The sequence below is a fragment of the Streptomyces sp. NPDC104226 genome, from assembly GCF_055584085.1.
Genome location: NZ_JBVJMS010000001.1, coordinates 1,119,648 through 1,141,845, shown reverse-complemented (window position 1 = coordinate 1,141,845; position 22,198 = coordinate 1,119,648). Strand labels below are relative to the sequence as shown.

The following is a 22,198-nucleotide window of genomic DNA, read 5'->3' as shown; positions in this document are numbered from 1 at the left end:
CGCGCGGCGCAGCGGTCGGGTTCAGGCAGCGGGACTTCCTCCGGCGGACGCGGTCGCGGCCGCCTGCAGGGCGGCCGCGGTGTCCGAGGTCACCGGGTCGCCGTGGCCGAAGCAGGCCACCGAGGGGGCCAGTGCGGCGAGGCGGAGCATCGACTCGACGGCCAGGGCGCGGTCCACGTTGAAGACGCCGAGCATCACCTGACCGACACCGGCGACGCAGTCGCCCGTGAACAGCACGCCGTGCCGCGGGAGATGGACGCCGATGCTGCCCGGGGTGTGACCCGGAGCGTGGACGACGACCGCGCCGTCGCCGAAGGGGAGTACCTCGCCGTCCTTCACCTCCCGGTCCACCCGGGTCGGCGGGGCCTCGGCAACCGTCAGGCCGTGGGCGTACAGCGGGAGTTCCCAGTCCAGGAGCACGGGCTCCGGGACCGGCTGCTCGCCGCGGATCACCGGCGCGTCGAGCGCGTGGGCCAGTACCTCCGCGCCCCGGCGCGCGGCGAGTTCGCCCGCCGCTCCGACGTGATCGCGGTGGCAGTGGGTCAGGACGATCCGCTCCAGCCGCTCCGGCAGCAGCCCGAGGGAACGTATCGCCCCTTCGATCGCGTCCGCCGAACCGGCGTGGCCCGCGTCGATCAGGGTCAGGGCCTCACCGTCGCGCCAGAGGTAGGCCTGGCCGATGGGGAAGCGGAGCATGTGGAGGCGGTCGGGAAGGACTTCAACGACTTCAATGCCTTCAACGGCCTCAACGGCCTCAACGGCCTCAACGGCCTCAACGGCCTCAACGGCCTCAACGGCCTCAACGGCCTCAACGGCTTCTGAGAGATCCATCACCCGAACGTACGGGGGCGAACCGCGCCGCCGGCGGAAGTTGCGCCGGTAGCGTGGTTCGCCCGCAGCCGAACGTTCGGGGAACCGCCCGCTACACCGTCAGGCGCGCTTGGACTCCGCGTAGTTGAGGAGGAACAGCGCCTCCGTGACCGACAGGCGCTCCAGCTCCTCCGGGGAGACGCTCTCGTTCACCGCGTGGATCTGCGCCTCCGGCTCGCTCAGGCCGATGAGCAGCATCTCCGCGTCCGGGTACAGCTCGGTCAGCGTGTTGCACAGGGGGATGGAGCCGCCCATGCCGCTGATCTGCATCTCCTGGCCCGGGTAGGCCGCCTTCATGGCCTGCGCCATCGAGGCGTACGCCGGACTGGCCGTGTCCGCCTGGAACGGCTGCCCCTGGCCGACGACTTCGACCTCCAGGCGCGCCTTCCACGGGGTGTGCGCCACCAGGTGGGCCTCCAGCAGCTTGATCGCCTCCGCCGTGTCCACGCCCGGCGGCACCCGCAGGCTCACCAGCGCGCCCGCGCTCGCGTGCACCGAGGGGGTGGCACCGACCAGCGGCGGGGAGTCGATGGCCAGCACGGTGACGGCCGGCCGGGACCACAGCCGGTCCGCGATCGTGCCCTCGCCGATCAGCTCGACCCCGTCGAGCACCTTCGCGTCGGAACGGAAGTCGGCCTCCGGGTACTGGAGCCCCTCCCACACCGCGTCCGAGGCCAGCCCGTCCACCGTGGTCGAACCGTCCGGCGCCCGCAGCGAGGCCAGCAGCTGGATCAGGGCGGCCATCGCGTCGGGGGCGGCCCCGCCGAACATGCCGGAGTGCAGGTTGCCGCCCAGGGTGTCGATCTTGACCTTCAGCAGGCACATGCCGCGCAGGGTCGCGGTGACCGTCGGCAGGCCCGTACGGAAGTTGCCCGCGTCACCGATCACGACGGCGTCGGCGGCCAGCAGTTCGGGGTGGGCCGTCGCGTACTGCTGCAGACCGCCGGTGCCCTGCTCCTCCGAGCCCTCGACGATCACCTTCACGTTCACCGGGACGCCGCCGTTGGCCTTCAGGGCGCGCAGCGCGAGCAGGTGCAGGATGAACCCGCCCTTGCAGTCGGCGGTACCGCGGCCGTACCAGCGGCCGTTCCGCTCGGTCAGCTCGAAGGCGGGGGAGATCCAGGCCGCGTCGTCCAGCGGGGGCTGCACGTCGTAGTGCGCGTACAGCAGGACGGTCGGCGCGTCCGCCGGGCCGGGCAGGAACCCGTACACCGACTGGGTTCCGTCGGGGGTGTCGAGCAGCGCCACGTCCTGGAAGCCCTCGGTGCGCAGCGCGTCGGCCACCCACTTCGCGGCGGCCTGGCTCTCGCTCTGCGGGAACTGTGCCCAGTCCGCCACCGACTGGAAAGCCACCAGCTCGGACAGCTCCTGCTTGGCGCGGGGCATCAGCGAGGCGACGGTCTCGGCGATCGGATGAGACGGCATGGGCACGCTCCTCTTGGGTGCGACGTTGGTGTACGTGTACGGGTTACGTATACGCCTCCCGCATGCGCGGGGTGTGCGTATGCGGGCTACGGCAAAAGACTCTTCCGATCCTCGCACAACGGGGCAGTCGATCTCGCGCCGTAGGATTTCCCCGGCATCGGAGCAACGGCATGAACCGCATGATCAGGAGCAGCAGCACATCGTGAGCAGCGACGAGAGCGACAGCGGCGACGTACGCGACGCGGCGGCAGGACAGACCGCTCAGGGGGCGGACGCGCAGACGGCCGGGGAGACCGGCGAGGTGTGGGACGTGGTCGTGGTCGGGGCCGGGCCGGCCGGATCCTCGGCCGCGCACGCGGCGGCCGCGGCCGGACGGCGCGTTCTGCTGTTGGAGAAGGCGGAACTGCCCCGGTACAAGACCTGTGGCGGAGGCATCATCGGCCCCTCGCGCGATGCGCTGCCGCCCGGTTTCGTGCTCCCCTTCAAGGACCGCGTCTACGCGGTCACCTTTTCCCTGGACGGGAAGTATCCCCGGACCAGGCGCTCCAAGCAGATGTTGTTCGGGCTGATCAACCGGCCCGAGTTCGACGCGGCCCTGGTCGCCGAGGCGGAGAAGGCCGGCGCCACGGTCCGTACGGGCACGGCCGTCGCGCGGGTGGAGCAGCACGGGGCGTCCGTGCCCGACCGGCGCACCGTCGCGGTGGTCCTCGCCGACGGCGAGACCGTGCTGGCCCGGGCCGTGGTCGGCGCGGACGGCAGCGCGAGCCGGATCGGCGCGCACGTCGGCGTCGAGATGGACCAGGTCGACCTCGGCCTGGAAGCGGAGATCCCCGTCCCGGAGACGGTCGCCGCGGACTGGAAGGGCCGGGTCCTCATCGACTGGGGGCCGCTGCCCGGCAGCTACGGCTGGGTCTTCCCCAAGGACGACACCCTCACCGTCGGCGTCATCTCGGCGAAGGGCGAAGGCGCCGCGACCAAGCGGTACCTGGACGACTTCATCGCCCGGCTGGGCCTGTCCGGCTTCGAACCGGCGGTCTCCTCCGGACACTTGACCCGCTGCCGGAAGCCGGATTCGCCGCTTTCGCGCGGGCGGGTCCTGGTCGCGGGTGACGCGGCCGGACTTCTGGAACCGTGGACCCGTGAGGGCATCTCCTTCGCGCTGCGCTCGGGGCGGCTCGCCGGGGAGTGGGCCGTGAAGATCTCCGAGGCGCAGGACGCCGTGGACGCGCGCCGCCAGGCCCTCAACTACGCCTTCGCCGTCAAGGCGGGGCTGGGTGTGGAGATGGGCGTCGGCAAGCGGATGCTGGAACTCTTCGAGGCCAAGCCGGGCCTGCTGCACGCGGCGATCACCGGCTTCCGGCCGGCCTGGCTGGCCTTCGCGCGGATCGCGCGGGGGTCGCTGACGCTGGCCGAGATGGTGCGTACGTACCCGCTGGCGCGCAAGGCGCTGCACGTGCTGGACGCGCGACAGGCGCGGAGCCGGGGTGCGGGGCCGGGCGGGGGCGGCGGTGCGGCCGGGGCGGAGTCCGGGTCTGTCTCCGGCTCCGGGTCCGGCTCTGCTTCCGGGTCCGGCTCCGAGGAGCAGGGCGGAGCCCAGGGAGGGGTCAAGGGCTGATCCCGGGGCTGTTCCCGGGCTGTGGCGGTCTTGCCGGTATGCCGGTGAGGCCGCCGCCGCGTTTTTCGGGGGCGGGGCGTCGGGGTGCCGGGGTGTCTGGGCCGGTGGGCCGGTGGGCGGGCGGTCAGGGGGTGAGGGTGATGCGGAAGACCGGGTGGTCGGGGGCTGCGGCCCGGAGTTCGGGCTCCGAGGACTTTGCGGTGATCCCGTTGAAGAAGCGGTTGACCTCCCAGCCCCACTTCTTGAGGTAGCCGCGCAGCACGACGGCCTGCTCGGCGGGATCGGTGATCTCGGTGACGGTGAAGGTCTGCACCGAGCGGCCCAGGCGGAGCTCGCCGCCGCCCGCGGCGCGCATGTTGCGGACCCACTGGGAGTGACCGCGGGCGGAGACCAGGTACTGGGCGCCGTCCTGGTGGTACGGGTTCACCGGGATCCGCTGCATCGTGCCGGAGGTGCGGCCGCGCACCGACAGCTCTGCCGTTCCGGCCAGGCTCATGCCCAGGCGGGCGAGCTTGCCGATGAGGGCGTTGAAGCGGATCCCGAGCGGGCCGGCCTGGACGTAGTACGGCGCGGGCGCGTTCATGGTGGCCTCCGAGGCGTTTGGGAGAGCACTGCTCTCGCTTGAGAACAGTGTGCACGGATCGCCGATCCAAAACAAGAGCAGTGCTCTCTGAACGGAGCGATGCTCTTGTTAGTGGGCAGTGCTCCGGTCGCGTGGCAGACTGACCCCCATGAGCACCGTGCGAGGGGCGAGGGAACGAGCCCGCATCGAAGTCACCGCCGCCATCAAGGACGAGGCGCGCCGCGCACTCGCCGCGGAGGGCGCCGCCAAGCTCTCGCTGCGCGCCGTCGCCCGCGAGCTGGGCATGGTCTCCTCCGCCCTCTACCGCTACTTCCCCAGCCGCGACGAGCTCCTCACCGCTCTCATCGTCGACGCCTACAACAGCGTCGGCGCCGCCGCCGAGGCCGCCGATTCCCGCTCGCTCGCCGCGGGCGGCACCCCCCGCGCCCGCTGGACCGAGGTCTGCGCGTCCGTCCGCGCCTGGGCGCTGGAGCACCCGCACGAGTACGCCCTCATCTACGGCTCGCCCGTCCCCGGCTACACCGCCCCGCTCGACACCGTCGGCCCCGCCTCCCGCGTGGGCAACGCCCTCATCGGCATCGTGCGCGCCGCCTACGAGGGCCGTGGCATCGCCCTCCCGCCGCTCCCCGCCGAGCTGCGCCCCGAGGCCGCGCGCATGGCCGCGGACTTCGCCGAAGGACTGCCCCCCGAGGCCGCGGCGGCCTTGGTCGCCGCCTGGGCGCAGCTCGTCGGGCTGATCTCCTTCGAGCTGTTCGGCCAGTTCAACCGGGTCGTCGAGGACCGCGACGCCTTCTTCGCGCACGCCGCCGGACAGCTGGCGCACGGGGTCGGGCTACCCGCCGTATAGGGGCCGTGCGGAGGTCGTGCAGGGCCCATGCCAGGCCGTGCAGGGTCGGGCCCGGCGGGGGGCCGGGGATAGTTCGCTTGTCTGTTCCTCGTACGGAAGCAGGGGATTCGGCCCTGTTGCGCCCGGCGGCCCGTCTAGTGTTCCTCGGGCCGGGGTCGGGTCTGGTCCTGTCCCGGTTGCCGTTCCCGGCGCCCGGCCATCGCCCCGGCGCCGTCCTGCCGTGGCCCCGTAGCCCCGCCGCCCCGAGGAGCCGTCATGACCCGCGCCGCGAAGGCCGTCTACGCCGTCCTGGCCACCCTCTTACTGGCCGCGCCGGCGCCGGCCGTCACCGCGTCGGCGAGCTCGGAGCCGAGCCGCGCCCAGGCCCGGTCCAAGGCCCAGTCCCGGGACCGCGCACCGGCTCTCGCCCCGGCCCCGACCCCCGCGGTGAGACCGACCCCCCGGGCAGCAGGCGTACGGGGCCTCGAGATAGCCGTTCCGGCCTACGTCTGGGCGAACGACCCGATGCTCGCCGATCTCACCGCCACCAGCCCGGCCGCCTCGGTCGTGGTCCTCAATCCGGGCAACGGCGACTCCCCGTTCGACGCCCCCTGGCAGGCCCGCGCCGACGTCCTGCGCACCGGCACCACCGCCACCGGCGAGAAGACCAAGGTGCTCGGCTACGTCCACACCGACCACGGCAACCGGGACATCGCCGCGGTGAAGGCCTCCGTGGACAACTACCTGAAGCCTGCCGACGGGGGTGGCGGCCGCCTCCACGTGGACGGCATCTTCTTCGACGTGGTCAGCCGCGACTGCGGCCCGGACAACGCCACCCGCGACCACTACGAGGAGCTCCGCCGCTACGTCCAGGACACCATGGAGGCCCTGGCCCCCGGCACGCCGGACCTGGTCGTCAACAACCCCGGTACGGCCATTGCCGACTGCTACCTGGAGCCCGGCCACCGCACCGCCGACGTCTTCGTCACCTTCGAGGACACGTACGCGGCCCACGCGGGCGCCGGCTGGCTCGGCGGCAACGTCTTCAACGCTCTCACCGGATACCGCTCCGGCGCCGAACTCGACCCGAGCGGCACCGCGTTCTGGCACCTCGTACACGACGTCCCGGACGCCTCCGCGATGCGCGCGACGCTCCGCACGGCCTTCGAACGCGGCGCGGGCTACGCCTACGCCACGAGCGCGCAGATGCCGAACCCCTGGGACGCCCAGCCCGGTTGGAAGTACCGCGCCCAGACCTCGTACGCCTCAACCCTGGGCTGAGCCGCGCTCCGCCGGCCCGGCGGCGGTGATCTCGACGGTCCGGCCGTCGGGGTCCACGAGCCGGTGGCGCCCCGGGGCGAGCGGCGGACGCGCCGCGGACGCGTCCACGGCCAGCCCCAGCCGCAGGACGCCCGTGAGGCGGTCGTCACCGGCGGGATAGAGCTCGAGGACCATGCCGTCGGCCAGGACGGCCGCGTAGTGGTCCGGCCCGCGGCCGTGGCGTTCGGCGGTGAACGCCAGGCCGAGGCCCGCGTAGAACCGGCGGCAGTCCTCCAACCGCGGCGTGTACAGCACCAGGAGCGAGACCCGGGCGGTGGACGCCCGGCCTTCACCGCCGGCGGCGGCGACGCTCTCCGTCGGCGGGCCGGTCGGTACGGCAGGGGAATCCATGGGGCCGAGTCTAGAAGCGGCCGCTCCCGGCAGGATGCGAAAGCCTGCGCAAGAGCAAGAGACGGCCTAGCGGCCGTCGTTCTCCGGGCGGCGGGCGAAGCGCCACAGGACGTGGGTGATCCGGAGGAGGAACACCGTCGCGGCCAGGGCGCCGCCCACCGTCGCCAGGATCCGGCCGGTCGTGGGGGAGAGATCGAAGGCCAGGGCGGGGGCGTACAGCGCCGCGAAGACCAGTCCGGCCGCGAAGGAGCCGCTGAAGAAGGCGTACGCGATCTCGATCGTGATCGCGTCCCTGTCGGCCTGACTCCGTCGTCCCATGGGCGCAGTCTCGCCGCCCGGGCCGCGTCCCGACAAGGCCGCCCCGGCGTTCCTGGACCCGGGGGTCAGATTCCGGCCGTGTCCACCCAGAGCCGGGCCAGTTCCGCGTCGCCCGTCACGCCCGGTCCGGTGAGGGGCTTCCGGTTCCACAGGGCCGAGTAGAGCCAGGAAGCCTCGCCCGTCAGCGTGCAGTCCGCCTCCGCGCCGTCCGTGCCGTAGGCGTCCCCGCGCACCGTGCGCGCAGGCTCCCGGGACAGGTGTACGGTCCACACCGCGCCGGTGTCGGAGGCCCGTACCCGCATCACCCGCGGCTCCGCCGTCCGGACCCGGCTCTGCGGCCGCGCGTGGAACCCGGTCAGCAGCTCGTCCACCCCGTCCTCCGCGAAGCCGGGGTCCACCTCCCCGAAGGGCACGCCCAGCGCGGCCTCCGCGTCCATCCGGTGCACGGTGGTCTCGTGCGCCTGGCGCCGCGCCCAGAAGGCCTGCGGCGAAGGCGGCGCGGTCGGCAGGAAGGTCCAGCAGTGCAGGTCGGCCGGTGCTCCGGAAAGAGCATGCACCAGCGTCGCGTGGCCCTCGCGGAACCAGGCCAGCAGTTCCGCGCCCGCCAGCTCCGGCGCCTCCGGGAACGGCGCCCGCTCGGTCAGCCCCTGCGCCACGTACCCGGTGGCCCAGCGGTGCACGGAGCCCGTGTGGCGCAGCAGATCGGCGACCCGCCACTGCGGACAGGTGGGCACCAGGGCGTCCGTACCGGCCCGTTCGGCGATGTCGGCGAGCTGCTCGCCCTCACGGGCCACGGTCTTCACATAGCTGGAGATCTCCATGCCGGGAGTCTCGCAGCCGCCCGCGGGGACGTACAACGAAGGATGATGGAGGTCAGGGAGGTTGTGACGGAGATCGTGGTGGAGGCGGAGATGGAGCCGGTGGAGCACGCGGACGGCGAGCTCTTCCCGCGCGAGCGGGCCGAGATCGTGCCCGGGGCCGTGCACGTGCCCGACTGGCTGGCGCCCGGGCGGCAGCGGGAGTTGGTGGAGGCCTGCCGGGAATGGGCCCGGCCGCCCGCCGGGCTGCGTACGGTGCGCACGCCGGGCGGGGGGACGATGAGCGCCCGGCAGGTGTGCCTGGGGCTGCACTGGTACCCGTACGGATACGCGCCCCGGGCCGTCGACGGGGACGGCGCGCCGGTCAAGGCGATGCCCGACTGGCTCGCACGGCTGGGACGCGGTGCCGTGGCCGCCGCGTACGGGCAGGCTCCGGATCCGGACGTCGCGTACGACATCGCCTTGGTCAACTTCTACGAGGGCGACTCCCGCATGGGCATGCACCGGGACGCCGAGGAGCGCTCGGAAGCCCCGGTGGTCTCGCTGAGCCTGGGTGATTCCTGCCTCTTCCGCTTCGGCAACACCGCCTCGCGCGGGCGTCCGTATCGGGACGTTGAGCTGCGCAGCGGGGATCTGTTCGTCTTCGGCGGGCCCGTCCGACGGGCCTTTCACGGGGTGCCGAAAGTCCTGCCCGGCACCGCTCCTCCGGGCCTCGGGCTGACCGGGCGGCTGAACATCACGCTCCGGGTCGGCGGGCTCGGCCGGCAGACGGCGTCCGTGACCCTCCGATCATGCGAGGATCGCTGTCATGAACGGCAACGGGGCCCCGCGGCGGGTGGGGGATGTGACCACGGTGTCCGCTGGGACGGACGGGACGGACGGGACGGATAAGACGGACGGAGTGGAAGGGACGGGCGGGGTCGAAGCGGCCGGTACGGCCGAGGGCTCGGACAGCACCTCGACCCCGGCTTCGACGCCGGCCCCCGCCTCGGCCCCGGCTTCCGCGTCAGCCCCCGCTTCCGCGTCAGCCCCCGCTTCGGCCCCCGCCTCCCCGGCAGCCGGATCCGCTCGGACCAAGCTGGAGCGGGGCCGTGGCGCGCTCGGGCCGGCGCTGGAGCTGGTCCACACCGGCCGGGCCCCGACCAGGGCTGTCCTGACGGCCGAGCTCGGTGTCACCCGCGCCACCGCCGGAGCCGTCGCCGCCGAGCTGGAGGCACTCGGCCTGATCCGCGTGGACTCCCGCCCCGGCGGGGCCGGCGGAACCCAGGGCCGCCCCTCGCACCGGCTCTCCGTGGACGAGAACGGCCCGGTGGCGCTGGCCGCGCAGGTGCACTCGGACGGGTTCCGGGCCGCCCTGGTCGGGCTCGGCGGCCGGATCGTCGCCACGGCTCCCGGCCGGGTCCCGGTGTCGGCGGACCCGGCGCAGGTCCTCGGCGCGGTCGTCGAAGCCGGGGCCGCGCTGCTCGCGCAGACCGGCCGTCGCTGCATCGGCGCCGGCCTCGCGGTGCCCTCGGCGGTCGCGGAGCCGGAGGGCACGGCGCTGAACCCGCTGCACCTGGCCTGGCCCGCAGGTTCCCCGGTCCGGGCCATCTTCGCCGACTGCGTGAAGGAGGCCGGCATCGACGGCCCGGCGCTGACCGGCAACGACGTGAACCTCGCCGCGCTCGCCGAGCACCGGCACGGCGCCGGCCGCAGCGCGCAGCACCTGCTGTGCGTGGCCACCGGGCACCGCGGGGTCGGCGGGGCGCTCGTCCTGGACGGCCGCCTGCACAGCGGGAGTTCGGGCCTGGCCCTGGAGGTCGGCCACCTCACGGTCAACCCCGAGGGGCGCGCCTGCCACTGCGGGAGCCGCGGCTGCCTCGACGTGGAGGCCGACCCGCTGGCCTTCCTCACCGCCGCCGGGCGCACGCCGGGCCCCGAGGTGTCCCTGCTCCAGCAGGCCCGTGACCTGCTCCGCGAGGAGTCGGCGGACCCGGGGGTGCGGGCCGCCACCGAGGAGCTCATCGACCGGCTCGGTCTGGGCCTCGCCGGCCTGGTCAACATCCTGAACCCGGACCGGATCATCCTGGGCGGACTCCACCGCGAGCTGCTCTACGCCGACCCCGAGCGGCTGCGCGCGGTGGTCGCGGACCGCAGCCTGTGGGGCCGCAGCGGCGGCGTGCCGATCCTGCCGTGCACGCTCGACCACAACAGCCTGGTCGGCGCCGCCGAACTGGCGTGGCAGCCGGTGCTGGACGATCCCCTCGGGACCCTGGGCACGGCGGCCTGACCGCGCGCGGCCCCCTGCCGGCGGCCGCGGCGGCCGGAGGCTACCCGGGCAGGGCGCCGACCGAGGCGGTCACCGACAGGCCGGCGGAGACCGGCTCGGGGGGTGCGGCGACGGACGGGGCCGGCGCGGGGTCCCGTACGGTCTTCTTCCCGGTCAGGAGCGCCGGCCGCTCGGTCAGGAGCACCGGCCGGTGCTCCGCCGCGGCCCGGCCGGGGGCGGCGCGCAGGGAGAACCACACCACCTTTCCCGGAGAGTCGTCCTGCTGCCGGGCCCCCCACGCCTCGCTGAGGGCCTCCACGAGCGCGAGCCCGCGGCCGGAGGTCTCCAGCGCGTCGACCGGGGAGATGTCCACGAGCCGGGTGCCCCCGGTGGCCGCGAAGCCGTCCGGGTCCCCGGCGACCCAGGGGTTCCGCAGGAGCGGCAGCCGGGGGTCGCTGTCGTAGACGGAGACGGTCAGCCGGCCGAGGCGGAGCTCGATCTCGACGGTGCACGTCTTGTCCGGCTGCGCATGGCGGTGGACGTTGCTGAGCAACTCCGTCACTCCGAGCGCGGCGCGGTCCACGAGCGGATCGAGCTGCCAGTGGCGCAGTTGCGCTGAAACGATTCGGCGGATCTGTCCGATCCGCAAGGGCAGGGCCTGCAGTTCGACGACGCAGTGCCTGCGGGAATGACTGATCACGGCTGCGACTCCCCGACATCAGTGTTACGGGTGCTGCACCCTCGGTGACGCCTCCCCAGAGTCACCCACTGTGGGCCGGTGTGCAACCGAACGCGACCGAAAGGCATTCGCATAGATACCCAAAGTGACCGTTTGTGCAGGTGAGGGGGGTACATTGCGAAGCGGGCGGAGCGATGCGAAGAGGCGCCGGGCCGGCCGAGGACTCGGGGACATCAGGGCACCAGGACCTGCGAACCATCAGGGCACACGAAGGAGCACGGCGCATGAGCACCACCGGGACGACCGCCACGACCATCGACGTCGACCACAGCGACGCGGACTACCGTGCGTGGCTGAAGGAGGCCGTCCGCAAGGTGCAGGCGGACGCGAACCGCTCGGCCGACACCCACCTGCTGCGCTTCCCGCTCCCCGAGGCCTGGGGCATCGACCTCTACCTCAAGGACGAGTCCACCCACCCGACGGGCTCCCTCAAGCACCGCCTCGCCCGCTCCCTGTTTCTCTACGCCCTCTGTAACGGCTGGATCCGCCCCGGCCGCCCCGTCATCGAGGCCTCGTCCGGTTCCACCGCCGTCTCGGAGGCGTACTTCGCCAAGCTGATCGGCGTCCCGTTCATCGCCGTCATGCCGCGCACGACGAGCCCCGAGAAGTGCCGGCTCATCGAGTTCCACGGCGGCGCATGTCACTTCGTGGACGACTCGATGAAGATGTACGAGGAGTCGGCCGAACTCGCCGCCCGCACCGGCGGCCACTACATGGACCAGTTCACGTACGCGGAGCGGGCCACGGACTGGCGCGGCAACAACAACATCGCCGAATCGATGTACCAGCAGCTGCGGTTGGAGCGTTACCCCGAGCCCACCTGGATCGTGGCCACGGCCGGCACCGGCGGCACCTCCGCGACGATCGCCCGCTACGTGCACTACATGCAGCACGACACCCGCATCTGCGTCCCGGACCCGGAGAACTCCTGCTTCTTCGACGGCTGGACCCAGGGCGACCCGAACGCGACGAGCGATTGCGGCTCGCGCATCGAGGGCATCGGCCGGCCCCGGATGGAGCCGAGCTTCGTCCCCGGTGCCATCGACCGGATGATGCGGGTCCCGGACGCCGCGAGCGTCGCCGCGTGCCGTGCGCTGGAGCGGGTGATCGGCCGCAAGGCCGGCGGCTCCACCGGTACCGGGGTGTGGAGCGCACTGAAGATCATCTCGGAGATGGTGGCGGAGGGCCGCACGGGCAGTGTCGTGACCCTGTTCTGCGACGGGGGCGAGCGCTACCTCGACAAGTACTACTCCGACGCGTGGCTGGCGGAGCAGGGCCTCGACATCACCCCGTACGCGCGGACGCTCGACACCATGCTCGCGACCGGCGTGTGGAGCGAACCCGTCGGCTGAAACGTTTCCCTGTCCGGGGCCGGGGCCGCTGACTACGCTGTGCTGCATTCGGGCCAGGGGCGGGCAGTGCGGGGCGGGGAGCGATGGCGGAGAACGCGGGAAGCGGCGAAGACGCGGGCGGCGCAGGGACGTTGACCTGCCCCCGGTGCGGCCGGGAGGACCGGGTGCTCGGCGTGTCCGCCGCGTACCTGCGGGCCAAGGCCAAGCTGAGCATCGAGAGCAGGGGCGGGGAGGAGGGCGTCACGACCCGCGAGGAGAACTCGGCACTGGCCAAGGCCCTCGCGATCGCCCCGGACGAGCCGGACGACAGCACCGCGGGCTGCCTGGGCGTGCTGTCCGTCCTGGTGGCGATCGGCGCGTTCGTCTGGGGCGGGATCGCGGGGAACTGGTTCGAGGGCGACGGATTCCCGCGGTTCTACGGCGGCGACGGCGAACTTCCCTTCGGCGTCGAGGACCCCACTACCTACCTGGGCTGGATCTCGGCGGCCGCGCTGATCGCGGGCCCGCTCCTGCTGGCCCTTTCGGGCCGGGCCGTACGGTCCTGGCGCCGCCGGACCGAACCGGGCCGGGTGGCCGCCGACCGGGTCTGGGCGGAGGCCTGGTACTGCGGCCGCTGCGGCACGGTCCACTTCGCCGGCGAACGGGCCCTGACCCTGCAGGAGTTCCGGATCCGCGTCTGGTCGGCGGGCGGCTACGGCGACCTGGCGGTGCGACACCCCGCGGTCTGAACGCTGACGGGCCGTGGCGGAAAGCGGGCACCGCAACGTCCGCGAGGGGCCCGGTGTCGGCACGGACCGGCGTACGGTGACCTGGCCGAACGGCACCGGGGCGTCGACCAGATCGTCGGCATCCGCCCTGACGGGACCTCCTGACGGCACCTGTTGGCGGGACCTGCTGAACGGACCTCCGGCCGGGTGCCTCCTACCGAGACGCCCCGCCGCGCCGCTCGGCCAGGCGCCGGTCCAGTGTGCGGACCGCCGAGCGGAACGAGTGGCCGAGTCCCGGCCGGGCCGCGGTGAGGGCGAAGCGTACGGCGGGCGGGCCGTCCGCGGCGAAGGTCCACTGGACGTGGGTGCCGGAGCCGGAGGGGGTGAGGAGCCACTCCTCCAGCAGGGCCCCTATGCCGGGGGCGTTGGTCGTGTCGACCCGGTACGCGTAGCGCCGCTCCGGATCCGCGGCCATGATCGTTTCCTGGAAGCGGATCCCGCCGGCCAGTTTGACCTCGCGCCCGGCGCCGCCGTGCGTGGGACGGGCCAGGGTGACGGCCCGGAACCAGCTCGGCCAGCCCTCGACCTCCTCGGCCAGCGCCCGGTACACGTCCTCGGGAGCGGCCGTGGCCCGGCCGGCGAAGACCAGGCGGGTGGGGGCGACCTCGATGAAATCCAGTCCTACGGGGCGGAGTCGGCGGGCCATGGCGGCACTCCCTCGGTTCGGCGGACGGACGGTGGCATCCGGCGGGCTGTCACCTTAGCTGTCGGTCCGTCAGTTGTCCGCCGTGGGGCCGGCCGGCGGGGGACAATGCCGTACATGCTTATCAGAGCAGCACACACCGACGAGCTGTCCCTCCTGCAGGACATCGAGCGGGCCTCCGGTGAATGCTTCCGGGCCATCGGCATGCCGGAGATCGCCGACGACGAGCCGCTCCCGCTGGAGGAACTCCTCGGCTACCGGGAGGCCGGTCTGGCCTGGGTCGCGGCCGAAGGCGCCGGGGCGGGCACCCCGGTGGGCTACCTCCTCGCCGACCGGGTCGACGGGAACCTCCACGTCGAGCAGGTGTCGGTGCATCCGCACTGCGCCCACCGCCGCATCGGACGGTCCCTGCTGGAACACCTCGCGGAGCGGGCCCGGGCGGAGGGCGCCGCCGCACTGACCCTCACAACCTTCACCGACGTGCCGTGGAACGCGCCCTACTACGCCCGGTGCGGATTCCGGACCCTGGACGAGAGCGGCCTCGGGCCCGGCCTGCGCGACATCCGCGACCGCGAGGCCGTGCACGGGCTCGACCGCTGGCCCCGGGTGTGCATGCGCCGGGACGTGTGAGGGCGGCCGGTCAGAGTTCGGGCAGGTCCGCCGGGTAGAGCAGGGTGAGATCGTCCTTGCTCGGCTCCGACAGCTGCGCGACCCGCCCCGCGTGCCGCTCGACCATCGACTCGAAGGTCTGGCGCGCGGTGCGGCCGTTGCCGAAGGCGGGCCCCTTGGGCAGGTCGGTGAAATAGGCCAGCAGGGCGTCGGAGGTCTTCTCGCCGAGCAGGTACTCGTGCTCCTCGGCCTGCTGTTCCACGATCCGCAGCAGCTCGTCGGGCCCGTAGTCCCCGAAGGTGATGGTGCGGGAGAAGCGGGAGGCCACCCCCGGGTTCACCGTGAGGAACCGGTCCATCTCCGCCGTGTACCCGGCGACGATCACCACCACCGCGTCCCGGTGGTCCTCCATCAGCTTCACCAGCGTGTCGATCGCCTCGCGCCCGAAGTCGCGGCCCGAGTCCTCGGGCGCCAGCGCGTACGCCTCGTCGATGAACAGCACCCCGCCGCGCGCCCGGTCGAAGGCCTCCTGGGTACGGATCGCGGTGGACCCGATGTGCTCGCCGACCAGGTCGACCCGGGACACCTCCACGAGGTGGCCGCGCTCCAGCACCCCGAGGGAGGCCAGGATCTCCCCGTACAACCGGGCCACGGTGGTCTTGCCGGTACCGGGGGATCCGGTGAAGACCAGGTGGCGGCGGACCGAGGCGGCCTTGAGGCCCGCCCGCTGCCGGCGCCGGCCCACCTCGATCATGTCGGTGAGCGCCCGGACCTCGCGCTTGACGCTGTCCAGTCCCACGAGCGCGTCGAGGTGCCCCAGCACCTCGGCCGAACCACGGGCCTCGGACTGCCCGGCAGGGCCGGAGTCCGGTTCGTCGGCCGGCCGCTGGGCCGGCACCCGCTCGGCCGTGCCCACCGCCGCGGGGCCCGGCGCCGCCGACGCCGTACGGATCCCCGTACGCTCCCCGGCCGCCGCGCTCCCCGTACCGGACCCGGCGCCCACGCCGGACCCCGCGCCGGCGCCGGAGGCGGACCGGGCGGCGAGGCGCGGTCCCGACTCGTCGCTCGTGCAGTCCTCGGCGAGCGGGCCGTCCTCCGCGAACTCGTAGCCCCCGCGCGCACAGCGCTCGGTGTGGCAGCGGTGCAAGGAGGTGCGGCAGCCGTCGATGACGTGGAAACCGAAGCCCGCGCTGCCCGTGACCCGGCACGCCGTGAAGGTGCCGCGCCCGCCGGCGGACACGTAGAACCCGGCTTCGGCGGGGGAGGTGACCGTGCACCGCTCCAGCGTGGGATCCGCGCCCTTGGTGACGATCACGCCGGTCTGGACGGAGTCGATGGAACAGTTGGCCAGGGTGCCGCCGCTGCCGTGGTCACGGAACCAGGCCCCCGTCGCCGCCTCCCGGATCCGGCAGTCGTCCAGCTGGGCCGTCGCCCCGTCGCTCACCGAGACGGCGGTGTTGCGCACCTGGGAGATGTCGCTGTCCACGACGTCCACGCGCGAACCGCGGTCCAGGACGAACAGCGCGTCCGGCACGTCGTGCACCCGGCAGGAGTCCAGCGAGACCCCGGCTCCGTCGCTGATCCAGACGGCCGGATAGTCGCCGGTGCTGTCGTGGATCTCGCAGGAGTCGGCGACGACGCGGGTGCCCGGATCCCACACGGACAGGCCGTTGCGGCCGAAACGGCGGACGGTGGTGCGGCTGAGCGTGAGCACCGAGCGGGAGCGCAGGTCCACCGCGTTCTCGGGGATGTCGTGGATGTCGCAGCCGGCGAGCGTGAGCACGGCGTCCGTGTCGAGGGTGACCCCGTCGGCCGAGGTGCGGTGGACCGCGCAGTCGGTGAGCACGGCCGTGGCCCGGGCGGCGATCTGCACGCCGGCGCCCTTGATCTCGTAGACCTCGCAGCCCAGCGCCTCCAGGCCCGAGCCGTCCCCGGTCACGGCGATCCCGGCGCCCGTGGCGTGGTGGATCCGGCAGCGCTCCAGCCGGGGGCGGCCACCGCCGCGCACGGAAACCCCGGTCTGGCCGGCGGCCACCACCTCGCAGTCGGCGAACACCCCGCCGCCGCCGTCCAGTACGGCGATCCCGATCCCGGCCGGATTCTCCACCGTGCAGCGCCGCACCAGCGGCCGCGCACCGCTGCCGCGGACCTCGATGCCGGCCGCCGACCGGGTGCTCACGCGCAGGTCGGTGAGCTCGGGGGAGCCGTCCTCGACGAGGAGCGCGGGCGCCGTGGGGTCCTGGCCCTCCAGGTGGAGGTCCTGGAGGACGGCCGAGGCGCGCACGGTCAGTGCGATCCCGTCGAGCGGTGCGATCCGCACCGACCCCAGCGAGCCCTCCGGACCGCGCAGGGTCACGGCGTGGTGCAGCACCAGGTTCTCCCGGTACGTGCCCGGCGCGATGGACAGGACGTCGCCGTCGCCCGCCACGGCCAGCGCGGCGGTCAGCGTCGGGTAATCACCGGAGCGGCGACGCCACCGCGAGGAACCGTCGTGCGTCACCTGGACCGTGCCCTGAGCCATGGTGCTGTCGTACCCCCACCCTCGTGTTCCGTAAGTCCACCTGCCGGCCGGAGCCGTGGCCCCGGCGCTCCACCGTAGCGCGCGCGGGGCCGGTGAGTTGCCAGGTCAGCTGCCCGCGCCCGCCCGGCCCCAGTCCGGTCCCGCCGCGGCCCACGCACGGTCCAGCCTGATGTACCGCCGATGCATGAGCCTTCGTACGACCAGTCGGCGAAGCGTCTCGACGAGCGCGGCCATGCCCAGGGCCGCCGCGAGCCCCGCCACGCCCGCGTGGAAACTGGCGGAGGAGGGATCGAGGGGCTGTCCGACGAGCCGGCCGTGCACATCGGTCCATATCCGGAACCGGTCGCCCGGATGAGGCGGTTCCTCCGCGGCCGGCACCGTCCCCTGGTGGCTGCTGCCGTCGGGCGCCGTCCACGACGCGACGATCTGCGTACGCTGCGGGGTCTGGCGCTGCGCCGCCGGATCGGTGGCCGCACCGGGGAGCGGATCCGGGGTCGGCCGGACCACCACCGCCGGTACGAGATGGCGCTCCTCCCGCTGTTCGCGCGCGGCCCGCTGCAGCGTGCCGTCCACCCGCACGCCGGCGGCCCAGCCGATGGCCGGAGCCACCAACAGGACGCACAGCAGCGCCGCGAAGGCCACCCAGGCCTCGAATAGATCCGTCTGGCGGCGCAGCGGATTGCGCCGCCAACGCCACACTCCCATTGCTGTCCGCACGGTCCGGCTCCCCCTACTTGTGCCAGTCTGCGCCTGCCTGCCGTCCCAGCCTCCCGCATGCCCCGGCCACCCGCATTCCGGGACGCGCGAGACGTGTGTCACCCGATCCGGTGCTCACGTCCCGAATGTTCCAACGGGCTGGCGGTGGCGGTTGGTTCCAGGGGGACGCGAGAGCCGCCCGAAGGTGTCATTCCGGGTGGTCTCACCGGCGGGTGGACGTGGTCTCACGGGCGGGTGGACGGGGTCTCACCGGCGCGCGTGGGCGTCCTCACGCCAGGACGCGCACCTCGTCGCCGATCCGCAGCGTCCCCAGCCGCACCGGTACCAGCAGCCGGCCGAAGGCCAGCGACTTCCCGATCCGCCGGTGTCTGGCCAGGGTCTGGAGCGGCTCCTTGCCGCGGATCGCCGTCGTCTGGTCGGTGGTCGTCACGACACAGCGTCCGCACTCGCGCGCCCCGCGGAAGACGGCGTCGCCGATCGCGACGCGCTCCCAGCCGTCCTCGGCCCACGCCTCCGCTCCGGACACCACCACGTTCGGGCGGAACCGGTTCATCGGGAGGGGGCCCTCGCCGGGATGGGATCCCCGGGCGATCAGCGCGTTGAGCGCGTCCAGCGAGGCGAGGGTGGTGATCAGCAGCGGATAGCCGTCCGCGAGGCTCACTGTCTCACCGGGCAGCGCGTACGCGGGATCGACCGGGCGGCGTACGGCCGGGTCGTCCAGGTGCACCAGGTGTGCCGGTACGCCCAGGTACGCGGTGAACCAGTCGGCCGCGGTGTGTGCCGCCGGCGCGGTCTCGATCTTCTTGCCGAAGAGCATCACCGGCTCCAGCGGACCCCGCTCGGGGACCTCCACCGTCAGATCCGGCATGCCCGGCGCCGAGACCTCGAACCCGCCGCCCCCCAGCGGACGGGCCCGTGCCAAGGCCAGCCTCGGCTGCTGGCGTTGGGTGATGACCGTGCCCTCCCCGTCCACCACCGCCCACCTGCGGTCGCCGGACAGACCCCAGGGCTCCACGGCCACCTCGTCGGGTGCCGTCCCCGCCACCGATTTGACGGGATGGACGTGGAGCGCCTGGACACGCAGATTCACCATGGGGAAATACTGCCAGCCGTCCTCACGGACTCCGCGGCGACCTCGTGGAAGAGGGCCGGCCGGCGGCGGCGGTCAGTAACCGCGTCCCTGCGGCTGGTACGGACGTCCGTACGGGTCCTCGAACGAGGCGGCCGGGACGGGCGCGGGCTGCGCCTGCATCGGACGCGGCGCCGCCGGACGCATCGCCTCGTACCCGGTGCCCGCGGCGACCGGGCGGGGCTGCTGCGGCTGGGGCTGCGGAACGTAGCCCGTGCGGGCCGCGAACGCCTGCGGCTGCTGCGGAACGTACGGCACCGGCGCCTGTTGGAGCGGCATCGGCATCGACGCGGGCTGCGGCATCGGGGCCATCTGCTGCATCTGCTGCATGTGCGGCGCCTGCTGGGGCGCGGCCTGCTGCTGGTACGGGTACCCGTACGCCGGGGCCGGTTGTTGTTGCGGGCGGGCGGGCGGCAGAGCTGCCGGCAGGGCGGGCAGCGCGGACGCGAGGGCCGGGAGGTACCCACCGCTCGAGTAGCCGGCGCTCGGCGAGTCGTACGCGGCGGGGACGCGGATCGGAGCGATCTGCGGGGTGCCGCGTTCGGCGACGAGGGAGTCGTAGATAGGGGTGTCCGGGAAGGAGGGCGCGGAGTAGTAACCGCCGCCATAAGTGGAGCGGGGGGAGGTCATGGACCTAAGTTAAGCCCACGACTTCACCGGGTCCAGAGCGAGGTTCCGTCAACACCGCCCTGACCTGCATATTCGCAGGTCAGGGCCACAGCTTTCACTTGACGTTCACGTGCACGTTTTGGCCACTTCCGCCCCGTCTTGCTCCTACTCGTACTCACCGGTTGGGTGTTGCACGAATGTGGCGCCGGCCTCGCGCTGACGAGGAGTCACAACCCCGTGACCTCGGACGACGTGAAGGTGAAGGGCGGAGTCCGGTTTCAGGCGTCGCCGGGGCGGGCATAGGTACGGCCCTTCCATGCCGCTCCGCGCCCGCGGTAGTGCTGCACGGCCGAGTCGACGGTCATCAGGAGGTAGAGCAGCGCGGTCAGCGGGAGCAGCGGTGCGAGGGCCGCCGGCTGGCGGTAGTAGCGCAGCATCGGCAGGTACGTGCCGGCCATCAACAGCCAGGCCAGGCCACCCGCCCAGGCGACGGCCGGCCGACCGGCGGCGAGGCCCGCGAGGAGCGCGGCCGGCGGCACGAGGTACACCAGGACCAGCCCGGCCACCGTCCCGGCCAGCAGGGCGGGGTGATGGCGCAATTGCGCGTAGGCGCTGCGCGAGACCATCCGCCACAGGTCCGCGAGGGAGCTGTACGGGCGCACGCTGTCCACCCGCTCCGCGAGGCCGAGCCAGATCCGGCCGCCGGTGCGCTGGACGGCACGGGCGAGGGAGACGTCGTCGATGACGGCCTGCCGGATCGACTCCGGGACCCCGGCCCGCACGGCCGCCTCGGTGCGCAGCAGGACGCACCCGCCTGCGGCGGCCGCGGTGCGGGCGGCGGGGCGGTTGATCCAGCGGAAGGGGTAGAGCTGCGCGAAGAAGTACACGAAGGCCGGAACGATCAGCCGCTCCCAGACGCTGACGGCACGCAGCCGGGCCATCTGGGAGACCAGGTCGAGGTCGGCCGTCGTCGCGGCGCAGACCAGCTCGCGCAGGCTGTCGGGTGCGTGGGCGATGTCGGCGTCGGTGAGGAGGAGGTAGTCGGGGGCGGGGCCCGGGCCGGAACCCGGGCGGGCATCCGGACCGGAGTTCGGACCGGCACCTGGACCCGAGTCCGGACCGGCATCCGGACCGGAGTTCGGGGTGGCGCCCGTGCCGGAGCGGGCGTGGGCGATGCCGTGGCGCAGCGCCCAGAGCTTGCCGGTCCAGCCCGCGCCGGGCTCGCCGGGGGAGAGGACCGTCAGGGGCAGCCCGCCGGGGTGCGCGTCGGCGAGCCGCCGGGCGAGGCCGGCCGTGCCGTCCGAACTGCCGTCGTCGACCAGGATGACCTCGGCCTCGCCGGGATAGTCCTGCCCGAGGAGCGAGGGCAGGCTGTGCGGCAGCACCTCGGCCTCGTCCCTGGCCGGGACCACGATCGCGACGGACGGCCAGCGGGCGGGGGCGTGCCGGGAGGGCAGGCGCGCATCGGTCCGCCAGAACATGCCTTGGCCGAGGGTGAGCCAGAGCCAGACGGCGAGCGAGGCGCACGCGGCGACGAGGAGGTAACCCATCCCGGCAGTCTGCCGGGAGCGGCACCGCGGGAGGTGCCGGGACACCGGGGTTCGGCGGTCCGGATCGGGACGGGGATACGGGCTCGGTGGTCCGGGGTGGGGACGGGGGGCACGGGTCGCTCGGTCCGGATCGGGGCGGTGCGTGGGTGCGGTGCGCCGGATCCGGACAGGGTTACGGGTTCCGCGTGCTGGATCGGGGCGCGGGTGTGGGGGCACTGGGCCCCCGGCAGGGAGTGCGGGCGCCCGGGGTGCGGGCGACGTCGGGTGGGGGGTCGGCCGGGGGCGTTGCCCCGGGTGAGGTGGGGGGATCGATTAAGGTGACCAAGTGAAGATCGCCCTCATGGACTCCGGTATCGGCCTCCTCGCCGCAGCCGCCGCGCTGCGGCGGCTGCGGCCGGACGCGGAGCTGGTGCTGTCCAGCGACCCCGACGGGATGCCCTGGGGGCCGAGGACTCCGGAGGACCTCACCGGGCGGGCCCTCACCGTGGCGCGGGCCGCCGCCGAGCACCGGCCGGACGCGCTGATCGTCGCCTGCAACACCGCTTCCGTGCACGCCCTGCCCGCCCTGCGCGCCGAGCTGGAGCCGTCGATCCCGGTCATCGGGACCGTACCGGCGATCAAGCCCGCCGCGGCCGCCGGAGGGCGCGTGGCCATCTGGGCCACCCCCGCCACCACCGGCAGCCCCTACCAGCGCGGCCTGATCCGCGACTTCGCCGACGGGGCGCGCGTCACCGAGGTGCCCTGCCCGGGGCTGGCCGACGCCGTCGAATCCGGCGACGAGGCCGCCGTCGTACGGACCGTCGCGGCGGCCGCCGCGCTGACCCCGGCCGACGTCACCGACGTGGTGCTCGGCTGCACCCACTACGAGCTGGTCGAGACCGCCATCCGGGCCGCGCTCGACCGGCGCACCGGCGGTGGCGCGTACGTCTTCCACGGCTCCGCCGAGCCCGTCGCCGTCCAGGCCCTGCGCCGCCTCGGCGCCCGCCCGGAGCCCGGCCTGCCCTACACCGGCGGTCTGACCGTCCTGCTCAGCGGCCGCCCCGGCACGCTCCCCGCGGCCGCCCTCGGGTACACCGAAGGCCGCCTGCTGGCCGGGCGGAGCGCCGGTGTGGGGGAAACGGTCGGGGGATCCCTCCAGGGCTGACCCGCCCCGAGGGCGCGGTGCCGGGCGCCGCGGGCCCGGCAAGG

Annotated in this window: 22 protein-coding genes and 1 pseudogene; 10 read left to right on the top strand and 13 right to left on the bottom strand. The window is 73.7% G+C overall.

Going from position 1 to position 22,198, the window contains the following annotated elements:
• Positions 1 to 21 precede the first annotated feature (21 nt).
• Positions 22 to 732, bottom strand: coding sequence for an MBL fold metallo-hydrolase (locus tag ACZ60J_RS05005; RefSeq protein WP_469679113.1), 711 nt, complete (start codon positions 730 to 732; stop codon positions 22 to 24).
• Here ACZ60J_RS05005 and ACZ60J_RS05000 point away from each other — a divergent pair.
• Positions 697 to 822 carry a hypothetical protein gene (locus ACZ60J_RS05000; protein ID WP_469679121.1) on the top strand — a complete coding sequence of 42 codons (126 nt, stop codon included), beginning with the start codon at positions 697 to 699 and terminating at the stop codon, positions 820 to 822. The two genes, ACZ60J_RS05005 and ACZ60J_RS05000, sit on opposite strands and share 36 nt — an antisense overlap.
• A 108-nt stretch (positions 823 to 930) precedes the next feature.
• Here the strand turns inward: ACZ60J_RS05000 and ACZ60J_RS04995 are convergent, their stop codons facing one another.
• Positions 931 to 2,295, bottom strand: a complete 1,365-nt coding sequence (locus ACZ60J_RS04995; RefSeq protein ID WP_469678994.1) for a M20/M25/M40 family metallo-hydrolase — start codon at positions 2,293 to 2,295, stop codon at positions 931 to 933.
• A 301-nt stretch (positions 2,296 to 2,596) separates the two neighbouring features.
• Here ACZ60J_RS04995 and ACZ60J_RS04990 point away from each other — a divergent pair, with 301 nt between their 5' ends.
• Entirely contained in the window at positions 2,597 to 3,910 is a 1,314-nt protein-coding gene (locus ACZ60J_RS04990) for a geranylgeranyl reductase family protein (RefSeq protein WP_469679112.1), read from the top strand.
• A 124-nt stretch (positions 3,911 to 4,034) separates the two neighbouring features.
• Here the strand turns inward: ACZ60J_RS04990 and ACZ60J_RS04985 are convergent, their stop codons facing one another.
• A complete protein-coding gene (locus tag ACZ60J_RS04985; protein ID WP_469678993.1) occupies positions 4,035 to 4,493 on the bottom strand; it encodes a nitroreductase/quinone reductase family protein in 459 nt (152 codons plus the stop codon).
• Positions 4,494 to 4,641: 148 nt separating this feature from the next.
• Between ACZ60J_RS04985 and ACZ60J_RS04980 the strand changes: the two genes are divergently transcribed.
• Together ACZ60J_RS04980 and ACZ60J_RS04975 are read left to right on the top strand one after the other, a co-directional pair.
• On the top strand, positions 4,642 to 5,340 hold the full coding sequence (locus ACZ60J_RS04980; protein WP_469678992.1) for a TetR/AcrR family transcriptional regulator: 699 nt from the start codon (positions 4,642 to 4,644) through the stop codon (positions 5,338 to 5,340).
• Between the two features lie 255 nt (positions 5,341 to 5,595).
• On the top strand, positions 5,596 to 6,600 hold the full coding sequence (locus tag ACZ60J_RS04975; protein WP_469678991.1) for a spherulation-specific family 4 protein: 1,005 nt from the start codon (positions 5,596 to 5,598) through the stop codon (positions 6,598 to 6,600).
• Here ACZ60J_RS04975 and ACZ60J_RS04970 read toward each other — a convergent pair.
• From ACZ60J_RS04970 to ACZ60J_RS04960, 3 genes are all read right to left on the bottom strand, one after another.
• Positions 6,586 to 6,990, bottom strand: coding sequence for a VOC family protein (locus tag ACZ60J_RS04970; protein ID WP_469678990.1), 405 nt, complete (start codon positions 6,988 to 6,990; stop codon positions 6,586 to 6,588). The genes ACZ60J_RS04975 and ACZ60J_RS04970 overlap by 15 nt on opposite strands.
• Positions 6,991 to 7,056: 66 nt before the next feature.
• Entirely contained in the window at positions 7,057 to 7,308 is a 252-nt protein-coding gene (locus tag ACZ60J_RS04965) for a DUF6332 family protein (RefSeq protein WP_469678989.1), read from the bottom strand.
• A 65-nt stretch (positions 7,309 to 7,373) separates the two neighbouring features.
• Positions 7,374 to 8,129 (bottom strand): maleylpyruvate isomerase family mycothiol-dependent enzyme, encoded by a 756-nt coding sequence (locus ACZ60J_RS04960; RefSeq protein WP_469678988.1) that lies wholly within the window; start codon positions 8,127 to 8,129, stop codon positions 7,374 to 7,376.
• A 90-nt stretch (positions 8,130 to 8,219) separates the two neighbouring features.
• Between ACZ60J_RS04960 and ACZ60J_RS04955 the strand changes: the two are divergent.
• Positions 8,220 to 8,885, top strand: a pseudogene (locus ACZ60J_RS04955) (alpha-ketoglutarate-dependent dioxygenase AlkB family protein); the annotation flags it as partial.
• A 49-nt stretch (positions 8,886 to 8,934) separates the two neighbouring features.
• Entirely contained in the window at positions 8,935 to 10,395 is a 1,461-nt protein-coding gene (locus ACZ60J_RS04950) for an ROK family transcriptional regulator (RefSeq protein WP_469678987.1), read from the top strand.
• Positions 10,396 to 10,435: 40 nt separating this feature from the next.
• Here ACZ60J_RS04950 and ACZ60J_RS04945 read toward each other — a convergent pair whose 3' ends face one another.
• Positions 10,436 to 11,074 (bottom strand): ATP-binding protein, encoded by a 639-nt coding sequence (locus ACZ60J_RS04945; RefSeq protein ID WP_469678986.1) that lies wholly within the window; start codon positions 11,072 to 11,074, stop codon positions 10,436 to 10,438.
• A gap of 263 nt (positions 11,075 to 11,337) precedes the next feature.
• On the opposite strand from ACZ60J_RS04945, the gene cds1 reads away from it, so the two are divergent.
• On the top strand, positions 11,338 to 12,465 hold the full coding sequence (gene cds1 / locus ACZ60J_RS04940) for an L-cysteine desulfhydrase Cds1 (RefSeq protein ID WP_469678985.1): 1,128 nt from the start codon (positions 11,338 to 11,340) through the stop codon (positions 12,463 to 12,465).
• A gap of 83 nt (positions 12,466 to 12,548) precedes the next feature.
• Entirely contained in the window at positions 12,549 to 13,193 is a 645-nt protein-coding gene (locus tag ACZ60J_RS04935; RefSeq protein WP_469678984.1) for a hypothetical protein, read from the top strand.
• A gap of 193 nt (positions 13,194 to 13,386) precedes the next feature.
• Here the strand turns inward: ACZ60J_RS04935 and ACZ60J_RS04930 are convergent, their stop codons facing one another.
• The gene (locus tag ACZ60J_RS04930) at positions 13,387 to 13,878 is read right to left on the bottom strand and encodes an SRPBCC family protein (protein WP_469678983.1); all 492 of its coding nucleotides are present in this window, start codon (positions 13,876 to 13,878) and stop codon (positions 13,387 to 13,389) included.
• Between the two features lie 114 nt (positions 13,879 to 13,992).
• On the opposite strand from ACZ60J_RS04930, the gene ACZ60J_RS04925 reads away from it, so the two are divergent.
• Positions 13,993 to 14,505 (top strand): GNAT family N-acetyltransferase, encoded by a 513-nt coding sequence (locus tag ACZ60J_RS04925; protein ID WP_469678982.1) that lies wholly within the window; start codon positions 13,993 to 13,995, stop codon positions 14,503 to 14,505.
• A gap of 10 nt (positions 14,506 to 14,515) precedes the next feature.
• Here ACZ60J_RS04925 and ACZ60J_RS04920 read toward each other — a convergent pair whose 3' ends face one another.
• From ACZ60J_RS04920 to ACZ60J_RS04900, 5 genes are all read right to left on the bottom strand, one after another.
• A complete protein-coding gene (locus ACZ60J_RS04920; protein WP_469678981.1) occupies positions 14,516 to 17,005 on the bottom strand; it encodes a right-handed parallel beta-helix repeat-containing protein in 2,490 nt (829 codons plus the stop codon).
• 105 nt (positions 17,006 to 17,110) lie between these two features.
• Entirely contained in the window at positions 17,111 to 17,722 is a 612-nt protein-coding gene (locus ACZ60J_RS04915) for an Rv1733c family protein (protein WP_469678980.1), read from the bottom strand.
• Between the two features lie 268 nt (positions 17,723 to 17,990).
• Complete coding sequence (locus ACZ60J_RS04910; RefSeq protein WP_469678979.1) at positions 17,991 to 18,815, bottom strand: MOSC domain-containing protein; 825 nt, start codon at positions 18,813 to 18,815, stop codon at positions 17,991 to 17,993.
• Positions 18,816 to 18,887: 72 nt separating this feature from the next.
• The gene (locus tag ACZ60J_RS04905) at positions 18,888 to 19,481 is read right to left on the bottom strand and encodes a DUF6643 family protein (protein WP_469678978.1); all 594 of its coding nucleotides are present in this window, start codon (positions 19,479 to 19,481) and stop codon (positions 18,888 to 18,890) included.
• Positions 19,482 to 19,738: 257 nt separating this feature from the next.
• On the bottom strand, positions 19,739 to 21,010 hold the full coding sequence (locus tag ACZ60J_RS04900; RefSeq protein ID WP_469678977.1) for a glycosyltransferase: 1,272 nt from the start codon (positions 21,008 to 21,010) through the stop codon (positions 19,739 to 19,741).
• Between the two features lie 325 nt (positions 21,011 to 21,335).
• Between ACZ60J_RS04900 and ACZ60J_RS04895 the strand changes: the two genes are divergently transcribed.
• The gene (locus ACZ60J_RS04895; protein ID WP_469678976.1) at positions 21,336 to 22,154 is read left to right on the top strand and encodes a glutamate racemase; all 819 of its coding nucleotides are present in this window, start codon (positions 21,336 to 21,338) and stop codon (positions 22,152 to 22,154) included.
• Positions 22,155 to 22,198: the final 44 nt, after the last annotated feature.

Excerpts from the sequence above, each read along its gene's own strand:
- ACZ60J_RS04970 (WP_469678990.1), bottom strand. The coding sequence starts at position 6,990 with ATGGATTCCCCTGCCGTACCGACCGGCCCGCCGACGGAGAGCGTCGCC.
- ACZ60J_RS04980 (WP_469678992.1), top strand. The coding sequence starts at position 4,642 with ATGAGCACCGTGCGAGGGGCGAGGGAACGAGCCCGCATCGAAGTCACC.
- ACZ60J_RS04935 (WP_469678984.1), top strand. The coding sequence starts at position 12,549 with ATGGCGGAGAACGCGGGAAGCGGCGAAGACGCGGGCGGCGCAGGGACG.
- ACZ60J_RS04930 (WP_469678983.1), bottom strand. The coding sequence starts at position 13,878 with ATGGCCCGCCGACTCCGCCCCGTAGGACTGGATTTCATCGAGGTCGCC.
- ACZ60J_RS04925 (WP_469678982.1), top strand. The coding sequence starts at position 13,993 with ATGCTTATCAGAGCAGCACACACCGACGAGCTGTCCCTCCTGCAGGAC.
- cds1 (WP_469678985.1), top strand. The coding sequence starts at position 11,338 with ATGAGCACCACCGGGACGACCGCCACGACCATCGACGTCGACCACAGC.
- ACZ60J_RS04950 (WP_469678987.1), top strand. The coding sequence starts at position 8,935 with ATGAACGGCAACGGGGCCCCGCGGCGGGTGGGGGATGTGACCACGGTG.
- ACZ60J_RS04985 (WP_469678993.1), bottom strand. The coding sequence starts at position 4,493 with ATGAACGCGCCCGCGCCGTACTACGTCCAGGCCGGCCCGCTCGGGATC.
- ACZ60J_RS04995 (WP_469678994.1), bottom strand. The coding sequence starts at position 2,295 with ATGCCGTCTCATCCGATCGCCGAGACCGTCGCCTCGCTGATGCCCCGC.
- ACZ60J_RS04900 (WP_469678977.1), bottom strand. The coding sequence starts at position 21,010 with ATGGGTTACCTCCTCGTCGCCGCGTGCGCCTCGCTCGCCGTCTGGCTC.
- ACZ60J_RS04975 (WP_469678991.1), top strand. The coding sequence starts at position 5,596 with ATGACCCGCGCCGCGAAGGCCGTCTACGCCGTCCTGGCCACCCTCTTA.
- ACZ60J_RS04965 (WP_469678989.1), bottom strand. The coding sequence starts at position 7,308 with ATGGGACGACGGAGTCAGGCCGACAGGGACGCGATCACGATCGAGATC.
- ACZ60J_RS04920 (WP_469678981.1), bottom strand. The coding sequence starts at position 17,005 with ATGGCTCAGGGCACGGTCCAGGTGACGCACGACGGTTCCTCGCGGTGG.
- ACZ60J_RS04910 (WP_469678979.1), bottom strand. The coding sequence starts at position 18,815 with ATGGTGAATCTGCGTGTCCAGGCGCTCCACGTCCATCCCGTCAAATCG.
- ACZ60J_RS04905 (WP_469678978.1), bottom strand. The coding sequence starts at position 19,481 with ATGACCTCCCCCCGCTCCACTTATGGCGGCGGTTACTACTCCGCGCCC.
- ACZ60J_RS04960 (WP_469678988.1), bottom strand. The coding sequence starts at position 8,129 with ATGGAGATCTCCAGCTATGTGAAGACCGTGGCCCGTGAGGGCGAGCAG.